At 59.8% G+C, this 25,961-nt stretch carries 21 protein-coding genes and 2 pseudogenes; 9 read left to right on the forward strand and 14 right to left on the reverse strand.

Annotation, left to right across the window (positions count from 1 at the left end):
* Positions 1-110: 110 nt before the first annotated feature.
* Positions 111-626 (reverse strand): anthrone oxygenase family protein, encoded by a 516-nt coding sequence (locus tag KHU30_RS20620; RefSeq protein ID WP_211444463.1) that lies wholly within the window; start codon positions 624-626, stop codon positions 111-113.
* Positions 627-954: 328 nt separating this feature from the next.
* On the opposite strand from KHU30_RS20620, the gene KHU30_RS20625 reads away from it, so the two are divergent.
* The 4 genes from KHU30_RS20625 (at position 955) to KHU30_RS20640 (ending at position 4,921) form a co-directional block, all read left to right on the forward strand.
* Positions 955-2,220, forward strand: coding sequence for a dicarboxylate/amino acid:cation symporter (locus KHU30_RS20625; protein ID WP_211444464.1), 1,266 nt, complete (start codon positions 955-957; stop codon positions 2,218-2,220).
* Between the two features lie 115 nt (positions 2,221-2,335).
* The gene (locus KHU30_RS20630) at positions 2,336-2,767 is read left to right on the forward strand and encodes a GNAT family N-acetyltransferase (RefSeq protein ID WP_211444465.1); all 432 of its coding nucleotides are present in this window, start codon (positions 2,336-2,338) and stop codon (positions 2,765-2,767) included.
* A 47-nt stretch (positions 2,768-2,814) separates the two neighbouring features.
* Entirely contained in the window at positions 2,815-3,456 is a 642-nt protein-coding gene (locus tag KHU30_RS20635) for an FMN-binding negative transcriptional regulator (RefSeq protein ID WP_211444466.1), read from the forward strand.
* Between the two features lie 94 nt (positions 3,457-3,550).
* Positions 3,551-4,921, forward strand: a complete 1,371-nt coding sequence (locus KHU30_RS20640) for a carbohydrate porin (protein WP_230427496.1) — start codon at positions 3,551-3,553, stop codon at positions 4,919-4,921.
* A 64-nt stretch (positions 4,922-4,985) separates the two neighbouring features.
* Here the strand turns inward: KHU30_RS20640 and KHU30_RS20645 are convergent.
* From KHU30_RS20645 to KHU30_RS20665, 5 genes and pseudogenes are all read right to left on the reverse strand, one after another.
* A pseudogene (locus tag KHU30_RS20645) lies at positions 4,986-7,995 on the reverse strand (GH92 family glycosyl hydrolase).
* An 81-nt stretch (positions 7,996-8,076) separates the two neighbouring features.
* Positions 8,077-10,653: a GH92 family glycosyl hydrolase gene (locus KHU30_RS20650; protein ID WP_211444467.1), complete on the reverse strand. Its 2,577-nt coding sequence runs from the start codon at positions 10,651-10,653 to the stop codon at positions 8,077-8,079.
* 202 nt (positions 10,654-10,855) lie between these two features.
* On the reverse strand, positions 10,856-12,079 hold the full coding sequence (locus KHU30_RS20655) for an AGE family epimerase/isomerase (protein ID WP_211444468.1): 1,224 nt from the start codon (positions 12,077-12,079) through the stop codon (positions 10,856-10,858).
* Complete coding sequence (locus KHU30_RS20660) at positions 12,076-13,068, reverse strand: LacI family DNA-binding transcriptional regulator (protein WP_211444469.1); 993 nt, start codon at positions 13,066-13,068, stop codon at positions 12,076-12,078. Before KHU30_RS20660 ends, KHU30_RS20655 begins: the two co-directional genes overlap by 4 nt.
* A 427-nt stretch (positions 13,069-13,495) precedes the next feature.
* Positions 13,496-15,385: a S9 family peptidase gene (locus tag KHU30_RS20665; protein ID WP_407928114.1), complete on the reverse strand. Its 1,890-nt coding sequence runs from the start codon at positions 15,383-15,385 to the stop codon at positions 13,496-13,498.
* 233 nt (positions 15,386-15,618) lie between these two features.
* Here KHU30_RS20665 and KHU30_RS20670 point away from each other — a divergent pair.
* Positions 15,619-15,906, forward strand: a pseudogene (locus KHU30_RS20670) (MetQ/NlpA family ABC transporter substrate-binding protein); the annotation flags it as partial.
* Positions 15,907-15,923: 17 nt separating this feature from the next.
* On the opposite strand, the gene trpC reads toward KHU30_RS20670, so the two are convergent.
* From trpC to KHU30_RS20685, 3 genes are all read right to left on the reverse strand, one after another.
* On the reverse strand, positions 15,924-16,727 hold the full coding sequence (trpC, locus tag KHU30_RS20675; protein WP_211444471.1) for an indole-3-glycerol phosphate synthase TrpC: 804 nt from the start codon (positions 16,725-16,727) through the stop codon (positions 15,924-15,926).
* Positions 16,728-16,762: 35 nt separating this feature from the next.
* The gene (gene trpD, locus KHU30_RS20680) at positions 16,763-17,800 is read right to left on the reverse strand and encodes an anthranilate phosphoribosyltransferase (RefSeq protein WP_211444472.1); all 1,038 of its coding nucleotides are present in this window, start codon (positions 17,798-17,800) and stop codon (positions 16,763-16,765) included.
* Positions 17,801-17,868: 68 nt separating this feature from the next.
* Complete coding sequence (locus tag KHU30_RS20685; RefSeq protein ID WP_211444473.1) at positions 17,869-18,438, reverse strand: anthranilate synthase component II; 570 nt, start codon at positions 18,436-18,438, stop codon at positions 17,869-17,871.
* A 404-nt stretch (positions 18,439-18,842) separates the two neighbouring features.
* Between KHU30_RS20685 and KHU30_RS20690 the strand changes: the two genes are divergently transcribed.
* Positions 18,843-19,043, forward strand: a complete 201-nt coding sequence (locus KHU30_RS20690; RefSeq protein ID WP_098497518.1) for a DUF1059 domain-containing protein — start codon at positions 18,843-18,845, stop codon at positions 19,041-19,043.
* Between the two features lie 55 nt (positions 19,044-19,098).
* Here KHU30_RS20690 and trpE read toward each other — a convergent pair whose 3' ends face one another.
* The 3 genes from trpE to rpe all read right to left on the reverse strand — a co-directional run bounded on the left by trpE (position 19,099) and on the right by rpe (position 22,246).
* Positions 19,099-20,613 carry an anthranilate synthase component I gene (gene trpE / locus KHU30_RS20695; RefSeq protein WP_211444474.1) on the reverse strand — a complete coding sequence of 505 codons (1,515 nt, stop codon included), beginning with the start codon at positions 20,611-20,613 and terminating at the stop codon, positions 19,099-19,101.
* Positions 20,614-20,885: 272 nt separating this feature from the next.
* Entirely contained in the window at positions 20,886-21,584 is a 699-nt protein-coding gene (locus KHU30_RS20700; RefSeq protein WP_211444475.1) for a phosphoglycolate phosphatase, read from the reverse strand.
* Positions 21,581-22,246, reverse strand: a complete 666-nt coding sequence (rpe, locus tag KHU30_RS20705) for a ribulose-phosphate 3-epimerase (protein ID WP_211444476.1) — start codon at positions 22,244-22,246, stop codon at positions 21,581-21,583. Before rpe ends, KHU30_RS20700 begins: the two co-directional genes overlap by 4 nt.
* 155 nt (positions 22,247-22,401) lie before the next feature.
* Here rpe and apaG point away from each other — a divergent pair, with 155 nt between their 5' ends.
* Positions 22,402-22,776 (forward strand): Co2+/Mg2+ efflux protein ApaG, encoded by a 375-nt coding sequence (apaG, locus tag KHU30_RS20710; RefSeq protein ID WP_211444477.1) that lies wholly within the window; start codon positions 22,402-22,404, stop codon positions 22,774-22,776.
* A 172-nt stretch (positions 22,777-22,948) separates the two neighbouring features.
* On the forward strand, positions 22,949-24,145 hold the full coding sequence (gene mltA, locus KHU30_RS20715) for a murein transglycosylase A (RefSeq protein WP_211444478.1): 1,197 nt from the start codon (positions 22,949-22,951) through the stop codon (positions 24,143-24,145).
* Between the two features lie 108 nt (positions 24,146-24,253).
* Here the strand turns inward: mltA and KHU30_RS20720 are convergent, their stop codons facing one another.
* Complete coding sequence (locus KHU30_RS20720; RefSeq protein ID WP_211444512.1) at positions 24,254-24,691, reverse strand: universal stress protein; 438 nt, start codon at positions 24,689-24,691, stop codon at positions 24,254-24,256.
* 224 nt (positions 24,692-24,915) lie between these two features.
* Between KHU30_RS20720 and KHU30_RS20725 the strand changes: the two genes are divergently transcribed.
* On the forward strand, positions 24,916-25,692 hold the full coding sequence (locus KHU30_RS20725) for an enoyl-CoA hydratase (protein ID WP_211444479.1): 777 nt from the start codon (positions 24,916-24,918) through the stop codon (positions 25,690-25,692).
* Here KHU30_RS20725 and KHU30_RS20730 read toward each other — a convergent pair.
* Positions 25,679-25,961: hypothetical protein (locus tag KHU30_RS20730; protein ID WP_211444480.1), on the reverse strand; the 283-nt coding region annotated here is incomplete at its 5' end. The genes KHU30_RS20725 and KHU30_RS20730 overlap by 14 nt on opposite strands.

The raw sequence follows: 25,961 nt of genomic DNA on the forward strand, positions 1-25,961 counted from the left end.
CATCTCCTAGATTTAATTGCTGCCTATTAATTTCTTTTGGGAAATATACATCAAGGAGATGAAAAACTCGGTATTTTCAGAGCTTCCAGTAAAAATATAAGCTTGTCGTCTTAATTTGAGATCTGCGTCAGCCAGGCTTGTCGCGCAGCGGCGACGATGAACAGTGCGGAAGAGAGCAGGCAGCATATGGTCCGGACGTGGTTCCAGCTGGTCCATGCGCTGAGGTAGTTCTGCCAGACCCGCGATGATTCCGGCAGGGACGGATCTACCGCAGCCAGCGCGTCATTGAGCGGAACGTTGCATCCCATCGTCACCAGAAAACCGCCGGCAAGATAGAACAGGCTGCCCGCCAGGAGCCAGCCGGCATAAGGCTGCTGCCAGCGCAAAACGGCAAAGACGGCCAAGGCCGCGCAGAGCAGGGCGGCGCCAAGGAACAGGAGCAGGAACAGCGGATTGAGCACCGTGACGTTGATGGACTGCATGGCGGCGATCCCGCTGGCCGGCGAGATGCGGGACAGGGCGTTCATCACGAAATTGGAAAATGCGAAGAACAGTCCGCCCAATAACCCGCAAGCGAGCGCTGCATAGAGCAAGATGGGGAACAACAGATTTTCAATGACAGTCATGTGAAGGTCTCCGTTGGTATAAAACCGTTGTCGTCACCCGCGCGCATGCAGGCTCCAAGCCTCTTTTTATTGATTGGAGGCGGTTTTCTAATGTACCATGCTGGTCCGTTCGAGCTTTGGCGCAGGCTTGCCATCAGGGGCAAGGTCTTGCCGCCGACACCAGGTTCATCAAGCCTTCAGCAATGAGGGCTTTTTTATTTTTCCAGTGGAACGTTGATATTTTCGCAAAGTATATTTCATTGTGGAAATAAAGGTTTCTTCGCGATGCCGGCACAGTCCGGGTCGACAGCTTTTGTATTTTTTATATGTCTAACGGCAGGATACGTAAATGAAAAGAATTAAAGCAACGACTTGGATCATGCTCGGCATGGTCCTTGGCATAGTGGTCGGGTACATCTGCCACAGCCTGGCGCCGGACGAAGCGGCGGCGAAGGAAATCGCCGCCTATTTCTCTATCATCACCGATGTGTTCTTGCGGCTGATCAAGATGATCATCGCGCCCCTGGTGTTCGGCACGCTGGTGTCCGGCATTGCCGGCATGAAGGACAGCAGCTCGGTCGGCCGTATCGGCATCCGGGCACTGGGCTGGTTCGTGATCGCCTCCCTGTTGTCTTTGGCGCTGGGCATGTTGTTCGTCAACGTGCTCCAGGTCGGCCACGCGCTCAACCTGCCGCTGCCGGCCTTGGGCGCCGACACCAAGCTCAATACCAGCGGCTTCAACCTGAAGGATTTTGTTTCCCACGTGTTCCCGAGCAGTTTCGTCGACGCCATGGCCAAGAATGAAATCTTGCAGATCCTGGTGTTCTCGCTGTTTTTCGGGTTCGGCCTGGCTTCGGTCAAGGGCGAGTCGGCAAAGGTGGTGACCACGGCGATCGATGGCCTGGTGCAAGTCATGCTGAAGGTCACGGACTACGTGATGCGCTTCGCCCCGCTTGGTGTGTTTGCCTCCATCGCCGCCGTGATCACGGTGCAGGGTTTTGGCGTGCTGACAACTTACGCCAAGTTCCTCGGCGGTTTCTATGTCGGCCTGGCTACGCTGTGGGCCTTGCTGATCGGGATGGGCTATCTTTTCCTGCGCGGCGGGATCTTCACCTTGCTGCGCCTGCTGAAAGAACCGATCATGCTGGCGTTTTCCACCGCCAGCAGCGAAGCAGCCTATCCGAAGACCATGGAGCAGCTGGAGAAATTCGGCGTCAACAACAAGATCACCGGCTTTGTGCTGCCGCTCGGTTATTCCTTCAATCTCGACGGCTCCATGATGTACCAGGCGTTCGCCGCCTTGTTCGTGGCCCAGGCTTACAACATCGAAATGTCGTTTGCCCAGCAGCTCACCATGCTGCTGGTGCTGATGGTGAGCAGCAAGGGCATGGCTGGCGTGCCGCGCGGTTCGCTGGTGGTGGTGGCCGCCATCCTGCCGATGTTCCATCTGCCGGAAGCCGGCATCCTGCTGATCATCGGCATCGACCAGTTCCTCGACATGGGCCGTACCGCCACCAACGTGATCGGCAACGGCATTGCGACCTCGGTGATCGCCAAGTGGGAAGGCGAGCTGGATGAAGATGCCGGCCGCAAGGCCCTGGCAAGCGATGCGTGAGAAAACTGAGAAGTAGCATTTGAGATACAGCGCCGCCAGGGCGCTGTTTTTCATTCGGGAGTATGCTAATTTACAGGCCTGCGGTTTTCTGTAAATAACCTGAAAGCATCCCCCGATGGACGAATTGCGCATCACCACCGAAGCGGCTGAACTGGACGTTCCGCTGATTCATCGTTTCCTGTCTGAAGAATCGGCATGGGCTCGCGGCATTCCTCTGTCGATGGTGGAAGAATCGATCCGCCATTCGCTGAATTTCGGCTTGTTTGCCGGTAGCGGGCAAGTGGCCTATGCGCGGGTCATTACCGACTATGCGACGTTTGCTTACCTGGTCGATGTCTTCGTGCTGGCCGAACACCGCGGCAAAGGCTACAGCGCCGAGCTGATGGCGGCGATCATGGCGCATCCAAGGCTGCAGGGGCTGCGGCGTTTCATGCTGGCGACCAGCACCGCGCACGGGCTGTACGCCAAGTTCGGTTTCACGGTGCCCGCCCGGCCGCAGACGCTGATGGAGCGCTTTGTGCCGGAAGCCTATGCCAACCGGCGCTGAATTTTTCGGTAATCCTTGGCCGGCCAGATACTTCACACGAGCACATCATGTATATCCCCAAGCACTTTGACGAACCGCGCATCGAAGTCCTGCACGAGCTGATACGCGCACGTCCCCTGTCCACTCTGGTGACGCTGTCCTCGGACGGGCTCAACGCCAACCACATCCCCTTGCTGCTGTCTGCGCAAGACGGCCCTTTCGGCACCTTGCACGGACATGTGGCGCGCGCCAATCCGCTCTGGCAGGATTTCCGCAAGGAGGTGGAAGTGCTGGCGATTTTCCATGGCCCGGAGGCGTACATCACGCCGTCCTGGTATGCGACCAAGGCCGAGACCGGCAAGGTGGTGCCGACCTGGAACTACGCCGTGGCGCATGCCTACGGCACGCTGCGCATCATCGACGACGCCAGCTGGCTGCCGGCGCACCTGGCGGCGCTGACCGCGCACAACGAAGCCGCTTTCGCGCGGCCCTGGCAGTTGTCCGACGCGCCGCAGGATTACACGGAAAAGCTGATGGGCGCCATCGTCGGCATCGAAATCGTGATTACCCGTTTGTGCGGCAAGTGGAAGGTCAGCCAGAACCAGCCGGCGCAGAACCAGGCAACCGTGATTGCCGGGTTGAGCGCGCTGGCCGACGATGAGTCGCTGGCCATGGCGGCGCTGGTCGAGGCCGGCAAAGCCAAGCGTTAAACCAGGGATTCGTTGCGACGATGCTGTAATATCCCCATCATTCCGTCATTCCATCAAGCCCGCCTGCACAGCATTGCGCCTGTGTTGAAAATCCATGTTACGTAAACAACTAGTGCGCATATTCAACGATCGTTTCACCTTCAGCCCGGACAACCGGGTTTGGCTGGGTCTGATGCTGGCGGCCGCGGCCGCCGCGCCGCTCGCCGCGCATGCGGACGATATCGAGGAAGAAACCTGGGGCGTGCACGGACAGGCCACCTATGTGTGGCAAAAGAAGCCTTCGTTTGACGCCGCGTATTCAGGAACCAACAGTTTGAGCACTGCGGCCGAAAAAGGCTATTCCTTCTCCGGCACCTTGTTCCTTGGCCTGCGCACCTGGAGCGGCGGCGAGCTGTACTTCAATCCGGAGGTGGTGCAAGCCGTGCCGATGTCGGGCCTGACCGGCCTGGGCGGGATGATGGACTCGGAGCAGCAGAAGGGCAGCAGTTCGAGCCCCACCTTTTACCGGGCGCGCCTGTTCCTGCGCCAGACCTGGGGTTTCGGCGGCGACAAACAGGCGGTCGAGTCGGCGCCCAACCAGCTGGCCGGCATGGTCGACAAGCGGCGCCTGGTGTTCACGCTGGGTAACCTGAGCATCATCGATATCTTCGACAACAATGCCTATGCTCATGACGGCCGCACGCAATTCCTGAACTGGGCCTTGTCGACTTATGGCCCCTATGATTATTCCGGAGATACCCGCAGCTATACCTGGGGCGGGGCGGCCGAATATTATTACGACGACTGGGCTTTCCGTTTCGGCCGTTTCATGGTGCCGCTGGAGTCGAACGGCCAGCGCCTGGACACCCGCATCGCCAAATATCACAGCGACCAGATCGAGCTCGAGCACGATCACGTGATAGCCGGCCAGCCCGGCAAGCTGCGCCTGCTGGCTTTCCGCAACAAGGAATTCATGGGCGGCTTTTCCGATGCGCTGGCGTATGCCGCGCTCAACGGCGGCACACCCGATGTGGCGCAGGTACGCAAGAGCCAGATCAAGTATGGCTACGGGATCAATATCGAGCAGAGCCTGGGCAGCGATGTCGGCGTCTTTGCACGTGTCAGCCGCAACGACGGCAAGACCGAAACCTATTCATTCTCGGAAATCGAACGCTCGGTCAGCGCGGGTGTTTCGGTGAAGGGCAGCAGCTGGCATCGCGCCAATGACACCTTCGGTTTCGCCCTGATACAGAACGGCTTGAGCAAGGCGCATCAGGAATACCTGGCGGCCGGCGGGCTGGGCGTGTTCATCGGCGACGGCCAGCTGAACTACCGGCCGGAACGCATCCTGGAAGCCTATTACAGCTACAGCCTGTCGAAAGCCGTTGCGCTGACGGCGGATGTGCAGCGCTTCTACAATCCCGCCTACAACGCCGACCGCGGGCCGGTGACGGTGGGCTCCCTGCGGCTGCACGCGGAATTCTAGGCGCATCGCAGGGAGCGGCTTGCGCTTACGGCACGGTTTGCGCAAGCCGTAAGCGCCTTTCACCTTACTTCAGCTCCATCGCAAACACATGCATCACTGCGCCATTGTCGGTCTGGTACGGCAGCGTGATGCTCTTGACCTGGCGTTGCTGGTCCAGCTTGGCGTCCCAATAATAGACATAGGCCTTGGTGCTGTCGGTATTGCCGTTCTGGTCGACCCGATGAGCGCTGGTCAGGGCAACCTGGTTGTAGCTGCCGACCTTGGCCGAGCCGCCGCCCAGCGTCCAGTCGTCGAAGCGCAGGTCAAAACTGGCCTGGGTATTGTCGGCATAGGTGACGGTCAGCTTGCCGGTCGGTGCGCTTGAGGCATTGGTCGAACTGCCCAGGATCGCCAGCGTCGTCGCTGCCCGCGGCTTGGCCAGGGTTATGGTCTGGCCCTGGCTGACCATATTATCCAGTCCTGACTTGCCGTCCGGCCAGGTGAACCGGATGCCGTTGAAGCTGACGCCGCCGCCCGCAGTCGCCCCGGCTGCCGCCAGCGCTTGCGAGGAATAGCTCCAGCCGCCCATGTCGTAGGTATAGCCCTCCAGCCCGCGCGTGGTTTTCTGGCCATCGCTGCCGATGCCGTGATTGTTCAGGGCGTCGGCCAGGCTGGTAAAGCTGTCGAGGCCGAACGAAGGCATCCTGGCTGCGGAATCCTGGCCCCATTGCGACTGGCTGGCAGCCAGCGTGAAGTCCAGCGTGGCGCTGTCCTTCAAGTCTTTCAGCCATAGCCAAGGCATGTCGAGCGCCTGGCCATTCAGCGCCAGGGTCTGGATATACGGCGAGTTGCTGGCGGCGCCTTTTGCGTTGATCGCCAGTTTCTTGCTGCCGTCGGCCCAGCGGATCACCACCTTGTCGAACATCGGGCTGCCGACAGTCAAGCCGCTGACCGCCTGGATTTCCGGATACAAACCGATTGCCGCCCACACGTACCAGGACGAGACCGCACCGAGGTCGTCATTGCCCGGCAAGCCGCCCGGATCGTCCGAGAACACCGTGTTGACCACGTCGCGCACCGCTCCAGTTGTACAGCCAGGGCGTGGCGAAGCTCGGTTCATTGCCCATGTAGAAGTTGGGCAGGTTCATGCCGGCATTGAGATTCTGGAAGAAGGCGTCAAGGCGCTTGATGGCGGCTGCATTGCCGCCTGCCAGGTTGAACAGGCCGCGCGCGTCGTAGGCCGACATCCAGGTATATTGCTCGGCGTTGCCTTCCACCATGTCGGCGTTCGGCTGCGGGTTCAGCAGCCAGCTGCCGTTGCGATAGCGCGGCAGGAGTTGCTTTTGCGTCGGGTTGAATTGGTTTTTCCAGTTGGCGGAACGGCTCAGGAACAGCTGGTAGTTCATGTTGTCGCCCAGGGCCTTGGCCAGCTGCGCGGTGGCGAAATCCGCGGTGCCGAATTCAAACGTCAGCGAGCCGGCCCACCAGCCGTTGTCCATGGCGGCGTAGCCATGCACCAGGTAGTCGTTCATGCGGTCGACGCTGTCCCGCACGTGGTCGCCAGTGCATTGCACATCGGCCTTGTTGCCGACCAGGGTCATGTAGTCCAAGGCTTTCTTGGCGTCGAAGTTGGTGGCGCCGAAGGCATAGCCGCCCATGATGGCAGGCACGCCGGAGTCGCCCGGCATGATGCCGGCATCGACATTGATCGGCGCCCAGCGCGGAATGGCGCCGCACTGGTCGGCGTCGTTGACCAGCGATTGCATCATGTCGCTGGTTTCCTTGGGAAACAGCATGCTGTTCAAGGGGATCAGGCTGCGGTACACATCCCAGTTGGAGTAGTTGACATACTGGGTGCGGCCGTCCTGCACCTTGTGGATCTTCTGGTCGAAGCCGAGATAGTCGCCGGTGACGTCGCTATTGGTGTTGGGCGACAGCAGCGAGTGATATAGCGCGGTGTAGAACTTGCGTTTTTCGGTCTCGCTGCCGCCAGTGACCTGGATCGTGTTGAGACGACTGTTCCAGGCATCGGCGGCGGCATCGCGCACGGCGTTGAAATCCCAGTTCGGGTTTTCCTGTTCCAGGTTCTTGCGGGCATTGTCGCTGCTGACATAGGACAGGCCGATCTTCATCAGCACCGCCGGCTTGCTGCCGGCGTCGAAGGTCACGTTAGCCTTGCCGTTGCTGATGGCGGCGGTGATGTTGCGGTCGAACTTGGCGTAGAAGTACAGGGTGTAAGTCCTCGCTCCGCAAAATTTTCCGCCGACGGTGGAGCCGGACAAGCCATCCTTGCCCTCGGTCCTGATGACGCCGGTGGTCGGCGAGATGGTGTTGCTGCGGGTGGCGTCGAACACTAGGTAAGGGGTCTTGCTGGCGCTGGCGACGGCTGACCTGGCCGGGAAGGTGAAGCGGCCGAAACCGCTTCTGGTGGTCGCCGTCAGCTCGGTGTTGATGCCGTCGTTCAAAGTCACCTGGTAATAACCGGGCCGCGCCGTTTCATTCTTGTGATCGAAATTTTCCTTGGCGTTGACGCCGACTGCGCTGGTGTCGAAGGTCGGCATGATCGGCAGTTCGCCTTCATTGCCGTCGCAACCGGAGCCGCTCATCTGCGTCAGCGGAAAGCCGGTGATGGTCTTTTCCTTGTAGATGTAGCCTACCGGATGGTCCTGGCCGCCGTTGCTGGGAGTCATGGGCGTCCATTGCACCATGCCGAACGGCGTCGTCGCGCCGGGGAAGGTGCCGCCCCTGGCGCCCGCAGGCACAGGATCGGTGGCCGGCGCCGATGAATCCGCGGTGCCGACGAAGGGATTGACGTACTGCGTCAGCGCGACTTTGGTGAAGCCATCGCTGTTTGATTGCAGCGTGCCGGCGTTTGCCGGCGCAGCATCTTTAACCAGGCTGTTGGCCGCGGCAGAGGCGCCAGTGCTTCCGGCGGATGGCTGGTCCGAGCCGCCGCCGCAGCCGAACAGCGCTGCGGCGGCAATGCCGATGGCCAGCTTATGTCTGAGATCTTTGTTCGAATGCAGATTCATTGTTCCTCCAATAGCATTATTTTTGAAAGTCCAAATTTCTGGATGAAGCTGGCGTGCTTGCATAACGGCGAACGCAGCCCGCGCCAACGGCAGGCGAACGCCGGCGAACCGGCCGCATGGCCGATCCGCATCCTTTGAATTGCGTCAGGGAGACTGGGAAAAATTGCCGGCGGCGCCGGACGGCGGCGCGCTGGCCTGGCCCCACGAAGTCGGCTTGTCGGAGACGCTGAAATCCAGCGTGCCGCCGGCCTGCACTTTGCTCAGCGGCAGCCAGGTGCTGGGCCAGTCCTGGCCATTCACTTTCAGGGTTTTGACAAAGGCGGCATTCTTGTCGCGCTTGATGAGCAAGCGTTTGCCGTCCGCCAGCTGGATCGTGATGCTGGAGAATTGCGGTGTCGCCATGGTCAGTCCGGGCACGCCGGGAATCATCGGGTACAAGCCCAGCGCAGCCCACACATACCAGCCCGAAGTGGCGCCGACATCGTCGTTGCCCGGCAAGCCCTCGGGTTTGCTGGAGAAGGTGGCGGCCATGATCTGCGGCAGCACGAACTGCGCGCGCGAAGGCGTGCCGGTCCAGTTATAGGCCCATGGCGAAGCGAAGCCGGGTTCGTTGCCCATGTAGAAGTCATCCGAATTTTCGCCGCCGTTGAGCCGGCTGCTGTCCAGCGTCAGCCCGGACGGCGTCCCGGCTTTGGCGCTGACGGAAAACAATGTGTCGAGGCGCTGGATGGCGGCTGCGTTGCCGCCGAGGGCGGTGACGATTTTGCTCAGGTCATGCGGGATCGCCCACAGGTACTGGGCAGCCGTGCCTTCGTGATAGCCGTCGTCCTGCGAGGGCGAAGCCCAGCTGCCGGCCAGGTCCTTGACCGCCAGCACCTTGGTGGTCGGATTAAAAATGTTTTTCCAGTTCTCGCCGCGCAGAAGCAGGGCGGCGGCACTCTTCTTGTCTTCGGCGGAGACGTCGCCCGGATTCAGGTTGCTGATGAAACGTCCGATGGCGAAATCGCGGTTGGCGCCTTCTATCGTCAGCGAGCCGGTATGGATGCCGCTGGCGTCGCCGCCCTCGGCGACATAGCCCAGCTTGAGGTAATCCGGCATATTGCCTTGCGCGGTGCCCGCCACGTTCCTGCCGAAAGCCGGATTGCCGTTGCAGGCGGGCCATTGCGGCCAGTCCGTGCTGGGACCGAAGGCGGCGCGCTTCATGTAGGTCAGGGCGGTGGCGCTGTCGAAGCGGGTGGCGCCGAAGGCTTGCAGGCTGGCCAGCAGCATCGGCGCATGGTCGCCTTCCATCGGCACGTCGTCGACGTTGGCGTCAGCCCAGTGCGGGAAGGCGCCGCACTGGACGGCGTCGTTCACCAGCGATTGCGCCATGTCGGCCGCTTCGTCGCGGAACAGCCAGGCATGCATGGCGCCGAGCGAGCGGTAGGTGTCCCAGATGGAAAAGGTGGTGTAGTGGCTGCGGCGCACCAGGACGCCGTTCTTGTCCTTGTAGGCATCGGTCTGGTGGCGCTGCTTGTCCAGGCCGATGTAGCTGCCGTCGACATCGCTGAACAAGGTCGGGCCGGACATGGCGTGGTAGAAGGCTGTATAGAACTGCGTCAGGGAATCGCCGCTGGCGCCGGCCGCATCCACCTGGATGGTGTTGAGCCGGGTGTTCCATGTGGCGTCGGCCTGGCTTTTGGTCTTGTCGAAATCGAAGCCGGCGTTTTCCTTTTTCAGGTTGCGCAAGGCATTGGCGGGGCTGACATACGACAGGCCGATCTTGACTGCCGCGCTGCTGCCGGCCGACTTGGACAGGTCGAAATTCAGGATCACGGTGCCGCTATTGTTGATGAAGCGCGGCGCCGTGGCGTAGGCGGAACCGGACTGTATGTAGAAATACACGTCGTAGGCGCCGCCGCAGTTGAATTTGTTGGAGGTCTTGCCGTAAAAGCCGCTGGCGTCGGCCGGGTCTTGCCAGATCTGGGCGCTGACGCCGGTCATCGAATTGTTCTGGGTCGCATCGATCACCAGGATGGCCTTGGTTTTATCGGGATAGGTGAAGCGCGCGAAGCCGCTGCGGGCGGTTGCGGTCAGCTCGGTGACGATGCCGTCCTTGGTCTTCACCTTGTAGTAGCCGGGCGCGGCAGTTTCGTCTTTGTGATCGAAGGTGTTGCCGGCCTGGCGCATGACCAGGTTGCTGTTGCTGGCGAGCTGGCTGGTCAGCATGGTCGGCATGATCGGCAAGGTGCCGCCGCTGCGGCAGCCCGGCCCGCTGATGCGGGTCATGCTGAAGTAGTTGATCATGTTGCTGTCGTAGTTGTAGCCCGACCCGCTGGAATAATACTGGTGATCGATGTCGGTGTCGGGGCCGAAGGAGACCATGCCGAACGGCAGGGTTGCCGCCGGACTGGTGTTGCCGGGATGGGTGCCGCCGGGTTGTTGTCTGGTGCCGAGGAAGGGATTGATGTACTTGGTCAGCGCCAGTTCGGGCAGCGGCTTGAGCGCATTGTCGGCGTCGGCCACTGGTGTGGCAGCACTGCTTCCCGCGGGTCCCGGCTGACCGGCTGCACCGGCCGCTCCCGTAGCTCCCGTAGCTCCCGGCTGGCCGGGAACGCCATTGACGCCGGCCGCTCCGGCGCTGCCGGTCTTTCCATCGATGCCATTTGAACCGTCGCCGCAACCGAACAGTATGACCGCGAGTGCACTCGCTGCAAGTTTCCTGCATGTCTGTTTATTCATCGTTCCTCCTTATTGTCGTTACTTGCTGATGCAAAGTAATCGGAAACACCTACCCACTACGAATTCAATTCGCATTTCAGTATTTGCTGGTGTGGCCAGGTCGGGGAAGCCGGCTGGCGACAGGGCGGGCCGTGACGGCGCCGCGGGTCAAGAGATATTCAGTACAAGCCTTCAGGAGACATGTTCGGCCGGAACCGCATCGTCATCCTTTTTGTTGCAAGACGCCGAGCACTTCATAACAGGCGCCCATGGTGTGGTAGTCGGTCTTGCCGGCCGGGCTCTTTTCATCGCTGTACTTGCGGTTGTCGCGAGTCAGGATGCGGAACCAGGCGCCATGTTGGTGATCGATGAAATGCCGCCAGCTGTATTGCCAGATATGGTCGTACCAGTCCCAGAAGCGATGCTTGCCGGTGCGCTGGGCCAGCAGGGCTGCAGCGGCGAAACTCTCTGCCTGCACCCAGAAATACTTGTCCTGGTCGCAGATCACGCCGTCCGGCGCGAAGCCGTAGTAGATGCCGCCGCACTCCATGTCCCAGGCCGCATCCATGCCGGCATCGAACAGTTCGATCGCGCGCGGCAGCAGCCATTCCTGCGGCCGGTGCCGTTCCAGTATCAGCAGCAGCTTGGCCCATTCGGCATGATGGCCGGGCTGGAAACCCCAGGGACGGAAGATATTGCTGCTGTCTTCCTTGTTGTAATCCCAATCGACCGTCCAGTCTGGATGGTAGTGTTCCCAGATCAAGCCATTGCTCAGGGCTGCCTGGCGCACCGTGATATGGCGCGCCACCATATCGGCGCGGTCCAGGAACCGCGTGTCGCCGCTGGCTTCATAGGCCGCCAGCAGCGCCTCGGTCATGTGCATGTTGGCGTTCTGGCCGCGATAGGCTTGCAGCTGCCAGCCGGCGCTGGCTTCGTCGGCATACAGGCCGGCGTGCGGTTCCCAGAAACGCTGTTCCAGCAGGTCGTAGGTTTGGTACAGCCATTCTTCGGCGCTGGCCACGCCCGCCATCATGGCGTGGGCGTAAGCCAGCAGGACGAACGCCAGGCCGTAGCAATGGCGGGTCGGATCAAGCACTTGCTTGCGGCCGTCTTTCCAGGACAAGGTCCAGTCGTAGCCTTGCAATTGCGCATCCCAGTGCACATCGCGCAGGAAGGCCACGCCATGCCGGACCGCATCCAGATAGGCGGGGTCGCCGAACTGGCGGTAAGCCATCGCATAGTTGAAGATGAAGCGCGTGCTGCTGACCAGGTGCCGGGTTTCGCTGTCGTAGATGCTGCCGTCATCCTTGAAGAAATGATAGAAGCCGCCCGTGGCATCGATGGCGCGCGGATGATAGAAGCGCATGGTGTCGCGCACGTGCTGCAGCAGGAAGGCTGGATGGCGGAATTCGTCCTTGGGCATGGCGGTCGGTTCGAGCATGTTCATGCGAGCGTCCCGCTGCCCAGCGTGCTGGCGCGCTGGATCAGCTCCACCGGCAGCACCACTTCGGTTTGCGCCGGCGCATCGTCCAGCAATAGCTGCATGCCCATCCGCCCCAGTGCTTCCTTGTCGACCGCCAGCGTAGTGAGCGGCGGCGCGGCGCTGGCGGCGCCATCGATATTGTCGAAGCCGACCAGCGCGATATCTTCCGGAATCCGCAGGCCGCGCGCCTGGCACGCATTCATGACGGCCAGCGCGGTGGCGTCGTTGTAGCAGAATATGGCGTCCGGCGGCGGTCCCGATTGCAGCAGGGTGTGTATCGCGGCGGCGGCTTGCTGCTGCAGTTCCTGGCCCGGCTGCAAAGTGATTTCCAGGCGCGGATCGAACAAGCGGCCGGCTTCGAACAGCGCCTGGCGGTAGCCCAGCGCGCGTTGCGCAATACTATAGTGCGACAGCGGCCCGGAAACGAAAGCCAGCCGCTGGCGGCCGAGCTCCATCAGATGGCGGGTCGCCGCCAGGGCGCCGCCGAGATTGTCGATGTTCACGGAGCGGAAGCCGGGCGCCCACAAATCGATCAGCACTACCGGCTTGCCGGTCTTGGTCAGCGATTCCAGCACTTCCGGCTCCATGAAGCCGGCCACCGCCAGCGCATCGGGTTCGTGCAGGCGGATCTGTTCCATCACATTGTCGGCCGGGCCTATCGACAATACGGTCGGCACGATGCTGCGCTCGCGGCAAGCAGTTTCCACGCCATGCAGCACATGCGAAAAAAACGGGCTGGCGACGAAATTATTGTGCTGGCGATGCAGCAGGAAAGTCAGGCGGCGGATTTTTCCCTGACGCAGGTTGGCTTCGTTGTAGCCAAGCTGGGACGCGATCCTTTGTACATGGATGCGGGTCTGCTCGGTCAGGCCAGATTGTTTTTTCAGGGCGCGCGACACGGTGCCGATGGATACATTGGCAGCCAGCGCGATATCGCGGATCGTTGCTCGCATTCTCTCCTCCTTGTTTGCCGGCTGCCGCTGCGGCGCCTGCATTTGCCTGAGATCCGGCCGCGGTGCTGTCGCGCCTGATGCCGCCGGAACTCAAGGGTGTTTTGTGAGTATCAATGTATAGTAAAAAAATGAAATTTACAAATATTTCTTAAAATAAAATAGTATAACTAGCTGATATATAAGGATTTATTTTACATTTATGAGTTTTATTTGTTTAGTAAACTTACTAAACCTTCGTCATTCCTCAGCCTGTGAATAGGCATATGTGAAGAAACTGTATCTAAACAGCATCTAAAGACTGTCGAGGCATCGATTCTTGCCGGGGATGTTGCCGCGCTTTGATTGTTACCTTTGGCGGCGAAAAAAAAGCGGGCCGCCGTTGCCGGCGCCCGCGCTTTCCATATCCAGTAAAGCAATGCGTTGACGTTTATTGCGGCGTCAGATGCTTGGCCAGGAAGCCTTCCATCGCTGTATAAAAGTCGAAGCGGTTTTCTTCGTTGTGGAAGCCGTGGCCTTCATTGTCCTTCACCATGTATTCCACCGGCACGCCGCGCTTGCGCAGGCTCTCCACGATCTGGTCCGATTCGGCCTTGTTGACGCGTGGATCGTTGGCGCCTTGCGCAACGAACAGCGGCGTCTTGATGCGGTCGGTATGCAATGCCGGCGAGGCCGAACTCAGCAAGGCTTTGTCTTTCTCCGGATCGCCGACCATCTCATGCATCTGGTCGAGGAACGGCTTCCAGTAGGGCGGGATGGTGTTCATGAAGGTGAACAGGTTGGAGACGCCGACATAGTCGACCGCTGCCGCATACAGTTCCGGCGTAAAGGTGACGCCGGCCAGCGTCGCATAGCCGCCGTAGGAGCCGCCGTAGATCGCCACCCGCTTGGGATCGGCGATGCCTTGCGTGACCAGCCATTGCACGCCATCGCTAAGGTCATCCTGCATGGTCTTGCCCCATTGCTTGAACGAGGCTTCCCAGAACTTGCGGCCGTAGCCGGTGGAGCCGCGGTAGTTGACCTGCAATACCGCATAGCCGCGGTTGGCGAGCAGCTGCACCTCCGGGTTGTAGCCCCACACATCGCGCGCCCAAGGGCCCCCGTGCGGGTTGATGATCACCGGCAGGTTCTTTGGATCCTTGCCCTGCGGCAGGGTCAGGTAGCCGTTGATCAGCAAGCCGTCGCGCGCCTTGTACTGCACCGCTTTCATTTCCGCCATGTCTTTTTCCGCGATGGCCGGATTGATGTCGGCCAGCTTGGTCAGGCTGCCGCTCTTGCTGTCGAACAGATAGCGGCTGCCCTGGGTGCGGTCGTTGTAGGCGGCCACTATCCACTTCGATTCATCCTTGGTGTGCGACTGCGTGATGACTTCGTAGCCAGGCAGTTTTTCCTGCAGGGTCTTGTGCAAGGCTTCGCTTTGCGCATCGAGGAATTTCTGCTCGGGCTTCCAGGTGGTGTAGCTGATTTCCGTCAGCACCTTGCGCTTCTTCGAAAAGGACAGGCCGTCGACATCGACTTCCGGATTTTCATACAGCAGTTCTTCTTCCTTGGCGGTTTCCGGATTGAAGATCACGATGGCCTGCTTGTCGCGGCCCAGGTTCGAGGAGACGTACAGCTTCTTGTTGTCGAAGGTGAAAAACAGCGGGCTGACCGAATCCTTGAATGAGGTGGTCAGGATAGTCTTGAACGGCGCGCTTTCGCTGGCGCGGTACAGCAGGCTGGTGTTGACGCCGTCTGAAGTCGTGGCGGCGCGCACCTTGCCGTCGTGGTCGGTGATCCAGGCCTGGATGGTGCCGGGATTCTTGGCTACCAGCTTTTCGGCGCCGGTCTTGACGTTGATGCGGTAGACGTCGAAGATTTCGGCATTGCGCTTGTTGTGGCTGACCAGGATTTCATCCGGAATGTCTTCCAGGTCGTCGACGATCTGGGCGCGGACCTTGGGGTAGGGCGTCAGGTCCTTGAGGTCCTTGCCGTCGCGTCCGACCGACACCACGTGGAAATTCTCGTCGCCGCCGAAGTCTTTGGCAAACAGGATGCGATCGTCGCCCTTCCAGAAATAGCCGCTGATATCGCGGTCTTTTTCGGAGGTGACGCGCAGCGGCGGCGCATCCGAGCCGACGGTCCGGATAAAGATATTCATGCGGCCTTCCCAAGGCTGCATGAAGCTGATGTATTTGCCGTTAGGGGAGAGCTGGAAACCGGCTTGCTCGGGATTCCTGAAGAAATCGCGCACGGAATATTGCTTGGGCGGGTCGGCGGCCATTGCTCCTCCGCCTATGATGGACAAACTGAAGCAGGTTGCGGTAACCACTTTATATATTGCGCGCATCGAAAACCTCCAAAAGTACGTCGGTCGTAGCCGGCGTTCAGGCCTGTAGGCCTGAGCCGGCGTGATTGACTGGCAAAATTATTATATGCCGCAAACAGGAATGGGTATTCATCAATCGATTGCTGAGATATACCAACATGCGAAATCGTTCCGTAGCGACGGCCCGCGGATGTGTGAAGGCTATCTGCAGCCGAACGAAGCGCTGGCAGCCGGCGACCTGGACGAAGAAACTCAAGCTGGTGGAACCGGATGCGGCGCAGCTGCCGCGTTCGCTGGACGATCTGGCGGCGGCTTCGGTCAACAACGACTATGCGGTGAAGGCGGGATTGTCATTGCAGCGCGATGCGATTGCGGTGGGGGATGCCAAGGGGCCGTATGCCAAGCTGAACGTCACGCGGGCGGAAGACAAGGACAAGCCTTGGGTGAAAAAACTGGTCAAGGCTTATTCGTCGGAAGAAGTGCGCAAATTCATCGAAGCCGAATTCAAGGGATCCTTGATTCCGGCGTTCTAAGTGCAGGTCTTGCAGCTTCAGTGATCGAACAGACGGGCCAGTTCGACGCCCGGGTGTTCCGCCCGCATGAAGGCTTCGCCCACCAGGAAGGCATGGACATTGGCGTCGCGCATGCGCTTGACGTCGTCTTTGCTGTGGATGCCGGATTCGGTGACCACCAGCTTGTCCGGCGTAATGTGCGGCAGCAGGTCCAGCGTGGTCTGCAGCGAGGTTTCAAACGTGCGCAGGTTGCGGTTGTTGATGCCGAGCAGATTGGTTTTCAGTTTCAAGGCCGCGTCCAGCTCTTCGGCGTTGTGGACTTCCACCAGCACGCTCATGCCCAGCTCATGCGCGACCGCTTCCATCTCCGCCATCAGGCCATGGTCCAGCGCAGCCACAATCAGCAGGATGGCGTCGGCGCCCCAGGAGCGCGCCTGGTACACCTGGTACGGATCGATCATGAAATCCTTGCGCAGCGCCGGCAGGCTGCAGGCGGCGCGCGCTTGCTGCAGGTAAGCCGGCGCACCCTGGAAAAACTGGATGTCGGTCAGCACTGACAAGCAGGCCGCGCCATGGGCAACGTAGTCGACGGCAATCTCGGCCGGACGGAAGTCGGCGCGGATCACACCCTTGGATGGCGAGGCCTTCTTGACTTCGGCGATCACGCCGGCGTGTCCCGCCGCGATTTTTGCGCGCAGCGCGGCTTCGTAGTCGCGCAGGGCGGCGCGCGCCTCGGCATCGGATTCCACTTCGCGCCGCAGGCCAGCGAAATCTTGCTGCTTTTTTGCCGCAGCGACTTCATCCGCTTTGACGGCCAGGATTTTGTTCAAAATATCAGACATGGCGTTATCCTTTGCTACGGTATTGATGATGGTGTTCAGCCGGCGGCGGCGATGGTTTGCGTGGCGTGCACGAACTGATCGAGTTTTGCTTTGGCTGCGCCGGAAGCGATTGCCGCGCGGGCCTTGTCCAGCCCATCGCCGATAGAACTGGCGACGCCGGCCGCATACAAGGCGGTGCCGGCATTGATGGCGACGATATCGCGCGCCGCGCCCGGCTGGTCCAGCAGCGCTTCCAGCACTTTTTCCTTCGATTCGACCGCGTTGGAGACTTTCAAGTTCCGGCTGGCGGTCATCTGCAGGCCAAAATCCTCCGGATGGATTTCATATTCGCGGATCTCGCCGTTGACCAGCTCGCCCACCATGGTGCCGGCGCCGAGCGAGACTTCATCCATGTTGTCGCGGCCCCAGACGACGATCGCGTGCTGCGCGCCCAGGCGCTGCAAGACGCGCACCTGGATACCGACCAGGTCGGCATGGAATACGCCCATCAGGATATTCGGCGCGCCGGCCGGATTGGTCAGCGGCCCCAGGATATTGAAAATGGTGCGCACGCCCAGTTCCTTGCGCACCGGTGCTGCATGCTTCATCGCAGCATGGTGGTTGGGCGCGAACATGAAGCCGATGCCGGTCTGTTCTATCGACTCGGCCACCTGGGCCGGCGTCAGGTTGATATTGGCGCCGAACGATTCCAGAACGTCGGCGCTGCCGGAGGAAGATGAGACGCTGCGCCCGCCATGCTTGGCGACGCGCGCGCCGGCAGCGGCGGCCACGAACATGGAGGCGGTCGAAATATTGAAGGTCTGGGCGCCATCGCCGCCGGTGCCGACGATATCGACCAGGTTGCTGGTGTCGCGGCAGGGTACGGGCGTGGCGAACTCGCGCATGACCTGCGCGGCGGCGGCGATTTCGCCGATGGTTTCCTTCTTGACGCGCAAGCCCATGGTCAGCGCCGCAATCATCAGCGGCGACATTTCGCCCTTCATGATGCGGCGGAACAGCGACAGCATTTCGTCGTGGAAGATTTCGCGGTGTTCGATGCAGCGCAGGAGCGCTTCTTGGTCGGTGATTGGCATGATGTCCTTACCGGGAATGAGAAAGGCGGCGCCGCCTCCGCAGGCGCCGGCGAACGGCTGGCGCCGCTTCAGGCAGTGCGCTGGACGAAGTTGCGCAGCAGCGCGTGGCCATGTTCCGACAAGATCGATTCCGGGTGGAACTGCACACCCTCGATATCGTAATCCTTGTGGCGCACCCCCATGATTTCGCCGTCTTCGGTCCAGGCCGTGATTTCCAGGCAGGCCGGAATCGAAGCGCGCTCAATCGCCAGCGAGTGATAGCGGATCACGGTAAACGGATTGGGCAAATCCTTGAAAACGCCGACGCCGGTATGGCTGATCGGCGAGGTCTTGCCGTGCATGACTTGCTGGGCCCGGATCACTTTGCCGCCGAATGCTTCGCCGATGGCCTGGTGGCCGAGGCAGACGCCGAGGATGGGCAGCTGGCCGGCGAACTGCTGCAGCAAGTCGACGCAGATCCCTGCTTCCTTCGGACTGCAGGGGCCTGGCGACAGGCAGATGCGGTCAGGTTTCAGGGCATTGATTTCATCGAGTGTAATTTCGTCGTTGCGGAAAGTACGGACATCCTCGCCAAGTTCACCGAAGTATTGCACCAGGTTATAGGTGAAGGAATCGTAGTTGTCGATCATTAGCAGCATAATAGTTTTAACCCATTGATTTTGTTGGGAATTCTGCCTGCAGGGCGGCAGCTTGGCAGGTTGTCCTGTCGCGGCGGCAAAGTGTGGCAATAATCATAGTCATCATAGTCTCAAACGGAATTATCGGAACTGCTTCGATTTTGATCAGATGGCGCATCCGATGGCGCCGGGTCGCAGTGCTTGTCAATCCTCAATATTGGCGACAGGAAAACCTGCTGCCGACAAAGTTCTTGCCGGGAAAGCATGCCGGAAAATCAGCTTTCCGGCGGCTTCCGGCGACCTCAAGATTTACGCCGGCGCTGCGTTGACAAAGGCCTCTTTGATTCCTAAGATTTATTCTCAAGCGTGCTCGCAGCAGGCCGTTTGTGTGCTGCAATCATATTGCTGCAATGAAGGAGCTCACCATGTCACGCAAATACATCGATTGCCGCGAATATCCTAGCGATACCAAGTGTTCCGTGGCGATCGCTGCCGATAACGATGAAGAATTGCTGGCAGCGGCAGTCCAGCATGCGGTCAGCGTTCACGGTCACCAGGACACCCCCGAATTGCGTAGCCAGCTCGGACAGCTATTCAAGGAAGGCACGCCGCCGCTAAAGATCTGACGGTTGCGGCATCAACGCCTGGCTTCTTGCGCTGGCCATAAGGACATGGCCAGCATCAGATTTCTCCATCCAGGCCGTCTTGCACCTGTTCCGCCGCGCGCAGCACTGCGCGCGCCTTGTTTTCGGTTTCCTGCCACTCCATCTCGGGCACCGAGTCGGCGACGATGCCGGCCGCAGCCTGCACGTACAGCATGCCATCCTTGATGACGCCGGTGCGGATCGCGATGGCGACATCCATTTCACCGCCGAACGACAGGTAGCCGCAGGCGCCGCCGTAGATGCCGCGCTTGGTCAGTTCCAGTTCGTCGATGATTTCCATGGCGCGCACTTTCGGCGCACCGGACAGGGTGCCGGCCGGGAAAGTCGCTTTCAGCACATCCAGGTTGGAAAGGCCGGATTTCAGCTCGCCTTCGACATTCGAAACGATATGCTGCACATGCGAATATTTTTCGATCACCATTTGGTCGGTCACCTTGACGCTGCCAGTTTCGGCGATGCGGCCGATGTCGTTGCGCGCCAGGTCGATCAGCATCACGTGTTCAGCGATTTCCTTGGGGTCGGCCAGCAGTTCGGTGGCCAGTTGCGCATCCTGTTCCGGCGTGCTGCCGCGCGGGCGGGTGCCGGCCAATGGGCGGATGGTCACGGTGCGCTTGGCTTCGCCGTTGGCTTTTGGCGCTGAAGTTTGTTCGTTGCGGACCAGGATTTCCGGCGAGGCGCCGACAATCTGCATGTCGCCGAAATTATAGAAGTACATATACGGCGACGGATTCAGCGAGCGCAAGGCGCGGTACAGCATCAGCGGCGAGTCGACGTAAGGTTTCTTGATGCGCTGGCCGATCTGGACCTGCATCAGGTCGCCGGCCATCACGTATTCCTTGGCTTTGGCGACGGCTTTCAAATAATCTTCGCGCTTGAATTCGCGGATGGTTTCGGTGCGTACCGAAGCCGACGTCACCGGCGCATCGGCCGGGCGGCGCAGCATGTTGCGCAAGTCTTTCAGGCGCTGGCGGCCTTTGGAGAAGGCTTCCGGCTGGGTCGGATCGGCATACACGATCAGGTACAGCTTGCCGGACAGGTTGTCGATCACGGCCAGTTCTTCGGTCAGCAGCAATTGGATATCGGGCAGGCCGAGATCGTCTTTCGGCGTCGAATGGGCCAGCCGCTTTTCGATATGGCGCACCGTGTCGTAGCCGAAGTAGCCGGCCAGGCCCCCGCAGAAACGCGGCAGGCCAGGACGCAGCGCCACTTTATAGCGTGCCTGGAATTCGGCGATGAAATCGAGCGGATTGCCTTCGCGGGTTTCGATGACCTTGTCATGCTGGAGCACTTCGATGCGCGTGCCGTAGCTGCGCAGCAGCGTGGTCGCCGGCAGGCCGATGAACGAATAGCGGCCGAAACGCTCGCCGCCGACTACCGATTCCAGCAGGAAGGTGTTCTTGCCGGTCTGCTGGGTCTGCGCCAGCTTCAGGTACAGCGTCAACGGGGTTTCGAGATCGGCAAAGGCTTCGGCGATCAGCGGGATGCGGTTGTAGCCTTGGGTGGCCAGCGATTTGAATTCGAGTTCGGTCATGTTTCTCTCCAGGCCGCTATTGTAGAACAGCGGTGGTTCACTACAAAAAACGTTGCCTGAATTTTAAATATCGAGAGGAGAGTGTGTCGTCACAGTGTGGCGAATTACTTTGTCCGCAAGTACTCAGGCAGCAGCTATCGGTGGGTTCAGTTAGCCCAGGATTGCCAGCGTCGCCATAGCCAGGCCCCGGGGGCGGCTAAGAGGACATGAAGTTTTTTGTTGAAAAACATGAGAGATTGGGCGGTCTTAAAATAAACTGTAATTCAGTCGATTTAGTTGCTGATATTTTGTGCTGCAACAAGCAGCGAGGTGACTATACCATCGGAATCGACATTTTGTATAGACTCGCCGTGATTGTAGCCATAAGGCACGTTAAACACCGGGCAACCGGCCGCGCGGGCAGCCTGGGCGTCATTGCTGGAATCGCCGATGGCCAGCACCTGCGCCGGTTGCAGCTGGAAATCGGCGCATACCGCCAGCAGCGGCATCGGGTCCGGCTTCTTTTTCGGAAAAGAATCGCCGCCGTAAACCACGTCGAAATAATCGCGCAAGCCGGCTTTTTGCAGCAGGGCGACGGCAAATTCCAGGGGTTTGTTGGTGACGCAGGCCAGCCGCAAGCCTTGCTGGCGCATGGCTTGCAAACCTTCCACCACGCCCGGATAGACCGTGGCCAGGTTGCCGTTGACCACGGCGTAGTGGCGCTGATAGGAGTCCAGCGCTGCTTCGAAATGCTGTTCGACCTGGGCGGCAGGGTAATCGACGCCGAGCACGCGACGGATCAGGTTCTCGCTGCCTTTGCCGACGAAGTCGACAATGGTTTGCTGCGGCAGCGGCGCCAGGTCCAGCTCGGCGCGCATGCGATTGACGGCGGCGTGGAAATCCGGCGCCGTGTCCAGCATGGTGCCGTCCAAGTCGATGATGGCGGCGGCGATGCCGCTCAGCGCAGTCGGGGCAGTCGCGGCTGCGTTCATACGGTTGCCAGTTGCGCGCGCATGTCGTCGATGACGGCCTTGTAGTCGGGTTTGCCGAAGATGGCGGAGCCGGCCACGAAAGTATCCGCGCCAGCCTTGGCGGCCGCTGCGATGTTGTCGATCTTGATGCCGCCGTCGACTTCCAGCATGATGTCGCGCCCCGATTCGTCGATGCGGCGGCGCGCCTCGGCGATTTTCTTGAGCGCTTGCGGAATGAAGGACTGGCCGCCGAAACCGGGGTTGACCGACATGATCAGGATGATGTCGATCTTGTCCATTACATAGTCCAGGTATTCCAGCGACGTGGCGGGATTGAACACCAGACCGGCCTTGCAGCCGTGGTCGCGGATCAGCTGCAGCGAACGGTCGATGTGTTCCGAACCTTCCGGATGGAAAGTGATGATGTTGGCGCCGGCCCTGGCGAAGTCGGGAATGATGCGGTCTACCGGCTTGACCATCAGGTGGACGTCGATCGGCACCTGCACATGCGGGCGGATGGCTTCGCACACCAGCGGGCCTATCGTCAGGTTCGGTACGTAATGGTTGTCCATGACGTCGAAGTGGATGATGTCGGCGCCGTCGCGGACAACGTTGCGTACTTCCTCGCCCAGGCGGGCGAAGTCGGCGGAGAGGATACTTGGAGCGATACGATAGGTTGGCATGAGGGCGGTCCAGGGAAAGGCGCAAAAGACCGCTATTTTACCCTTTAGCCCCGCATCAGGTGCCCTTGCAGCTTGCGTCAGGGCAGAAATTCGTGTGCAATGGGCCGTCCGCTATATCTAAATCTTATATATAAGCATCAACCGAGGAAACCAGCATGGCCGCCTATGAATTCACCGTCACTGTCAGAACCCAGTACCTGGAAGAGCAATCACAGCCTGACAGTTCGCACTATGTCTTCGCCTATGCGATCACCATCAAGAACACCGGCCAGGTCGCCGCGCAGCTGATTTCGCGGCACTGGGTCATCACCGACGCCAACAATCACGTGGAAGAAGTACGCGGCCTGGGCGTGGTCGGCCATCAGCCGCTGCTGCAGCCGGGCGAGCAGTTCGAATACACCAGCGGCACCTCGCTGGCGACGCCGCAGGGCTCGATGCTGGGCGAGTATTTCTGCGTGGCTGAAGACGGCGAACAGTTCGAGGCGCGCATCCCGGAATTCATCCTGTCTCTGCCGCGCACCCTGCATTGATGCATTGAGCTTTGAACTATTGGTCCTTTTTGTCGTCTTTTGGCGGTAGCGATTTGCGCGGCGGTTTCTGATCCGGCTTGCGGCCGGAAAACATGGTCCACCAGACAATGAATGCGAATACAAAGAAGGCGAAGCAAGCTTCGAGAGCCACTAACCACATAAAGAATCCTAAATGCTATTTAAACGTCTCAGTTTACCCGTTTCTGTCTTGATTATCGGATTCAGTTTAGCTGCCTGCACCACGACTCCCCTTACTCCTCCTCCACAGGAAACGCCGCGTCCGGGTGTGGCTCCCACCGTGCCTTCGGTCGCCCCTGGCGCCAACCTGCGCGCTACTACCTTCGCAGCCCTGCCGGGCTGGGACAGCGACGATTTGCGCCAGGCGCTGCCGGCTTTCCTGACTTCATGCACCACGCAAGCCCGTAAAGCCGATTGGAAAGAGCCTTGCGCCATCGCGGCCGGGCTGGATGCCGGCAATGAAAAAGCCATCCGCATCTTCTTCCAATCGTTCTTCACGCCTTATCAGGTTATCAATGCCGATGGCAGCGACAACGGCCTGGTCACCGGCTATTACGAGCCGCTGCTGAAGGGCTCGCGCAAGCGCGGCGGTCCTTATCAGACGCCGATCTACCGCGCGCCGGACGATCTGATCACGGTCGACCTGGCCAGCATTTATTCGGAATTGAAAGGCTTGCGCTTGCGCGGCCGACTGGTCGGCAATAAAGTGGTGCCTTATCCAAGCCGGGCAGAGCTGGATAAGTCCGGCGCCCTGGCCGGCAAGGAAATCCTGTGGGTGGACGATCCCATCGATGCATTCTTCCTGCAGGTGCAGGGTTCCGGCCGGGTGCAGATGAATGACGGCAGCAGCATTGTGCGGGTCGCTTATTCTGACCAGAACGGTTATCCCTACCGCTCGATCGGCCGCTACCTGGTGGATAAAGGCGAATTGACGCTGGCCCAGGCTTCGGCGCAGGGGATCAAAGGCTGGCTGGCAGCCAATCCGGGCCGTCAGCAGGAACTGCTGAACGCCAATCCGAGCTATGTCTTCTTCAAAGAGGAAAAAGTGCTGGATGCTAGCCAGGGACCGAAAGGCGCGCAAGGCGTGCCGCTGACGCCGCTGCGTTCGATCGCGGTCGACCAGCAGTTTGTGCCGCTGGGAACGCCGGTGTTCCTGGCGACCACCCAGCCGAACAGCAGCGCGCCATTGCAACAGCTGGTGATTGCGCAGGATACTGGCGGCGCGATCAAGGGAGCGGTGCGGGCCGACTTCTTCTGGGGCTTTGGCAACGAAGCGGGCGAAAAGGCCGGCCGGATGAAGCAGCGCGGCATGATGTGGCTGCTGCTGCCTAAGGGGGCGCCGGCGCGCTGAGTTGCTCTCTATATAGAGCATGAATGACGGACCGGACTTGCAGCGATATGGATCAAGTCGGTCCTGGTTGTGTCATCAACCGGTTTTCGCTGTGGTTCGGACAGGTGTTTAGCGCAGTACCAGCACTGGAATGGTCGAATGTGCCAGCACTCGTTGGGTCTTGCTTCCCAGAAATAGCCGGCTAAGGCCGCTACGCCCGTGCGAAGCCATGAAAATCGCATCGCAATGGTGTTTTTCGGCGGCGCTGATGATTTCCTCGTCGGGATTGAAGGCCTGCGCCGTCAACATTTCGCAGGATACGCCGGCGATCTTGGCGGCGTCGGCGACTTTCTGTACATTCAGCTTGGCCAGCGCCAGCATGTTTTCTTCATACGTGCCGGGGTCGGTCGCCATGCTGCTTTCCGCCATTGGCGAGAATGGATAAGGTTCGGCAACGGAGAGGGCGAGGATCCTGCCGCCGCTGAATTTTGCAAATTCAATCGCTGTATTAATGGCCTTTTCCGACAAATGAGAGCCGTCGGTGGGTACAAGAATGGTTTTGAACATGGCTTGCCTCCTTCCAGTAAAAGGGGTGTCGGTCAAAAACTGGCGATCTCGTCGGTAATATAGTTACTTCCTGCATATATATAGACAATGCACAAATTGAAAGATTCCTCGGGCGGCCGCTGTGGATTTGCAATATAGCCATCCTAAACCTTATCTAACTTAGCGGCGCTACAATTAAGCCGATTCAACATACGTAATCAACATACATAAAGATAGGATCTGTAATGACATACGAAAACATTCTGGTTGAGACCCAAGGAAAAGTTGGTCTGATCCATCTGAATCGCCCGAAGGCGCTGAACGCCCTGAACGACCAGCTGATGACCGAGCTGGGCCAGGCTTTGCTCAAGTTCGATGCCGATCCGGATATCGGTTGCATCGTACTGACCGGTAGCGACAAGGCTTTCGCCGCCGGCGCCGACATCGGCGGCATGGCGGAGCTGAGCTATATGGATGTCTTCAAAGGCGATTACATCACCCGCAACTGGGAACAGATCCGCAGTGTGCGCAAGCCGGTGATCGCCGCCGTGGCGGGGTTTGCACTGGGCGGGGGCTGCGAACTGGCGATGATGTGCGATTTCATCATCGCTGCCGACAATGCCAAGTTCGGCCAGCCGGAAATCAAGCTGGGCATCATCCCCGGCGCCGGCGGTACACAGCGCTTGCCGCGCGCCATATCGAAGTCGAAGGCGATGGACATGTGCCTGACCGCTCGCATGATGGATGCCGCCGAAGCAGAGCGCGCCGGCCTGGTGTCGCGCGTGGTGCCGCTGGAACGGCTGCTGCAGGAAGCCTTGGAGGCGGCGATCGTGATTTCCTCGATGTCGCTGCCGGCAGTGATGATGATCAAGGAATCGGTCAACCGCGCCTATGAAACTACGCTGGCGGAGGGCATCAACTACGAGCGCCGCCTGTTCCACAGCACCTTCGCTACAGAAGACCAGAAGGAAGGCATGCAAGCGTTCCTGGGCAAGCGTCTGCCTGTTTTTAAAAATATTTAACAAAATGCTTGCCGCCGGCGGGAGGGCTTGCTATAGTTCGCCTCCCGTTGAGAACGACGCGAAAGAAACGAAACAGCAGCAAGGAATTGGTGCTGAATTGGGCGCGAAGTTTGCGGGAAAAAAGCGGGTTGAAGTGGATGTAGTGAGTAAAAAGTTTTTCGGTAAGAAGTAAAAAAGTAGTTGACGAAAAACTTGAAACGCTACATAATCTCATCTCTCTGCTGCTGACAAACAAAACGATTTGACAGCGACGCGAGCCGGGTAACTGG

This window comes from Collimonas humicola (assembly GCF_018304945.1).
Classification (GTDB): domain Bacteria; phylum Pseudomonadota; class Gammaproteobacteria; order Burkholderiales; family Burkholderiaceae_D; genus Collimonas; species Collimonas humicola.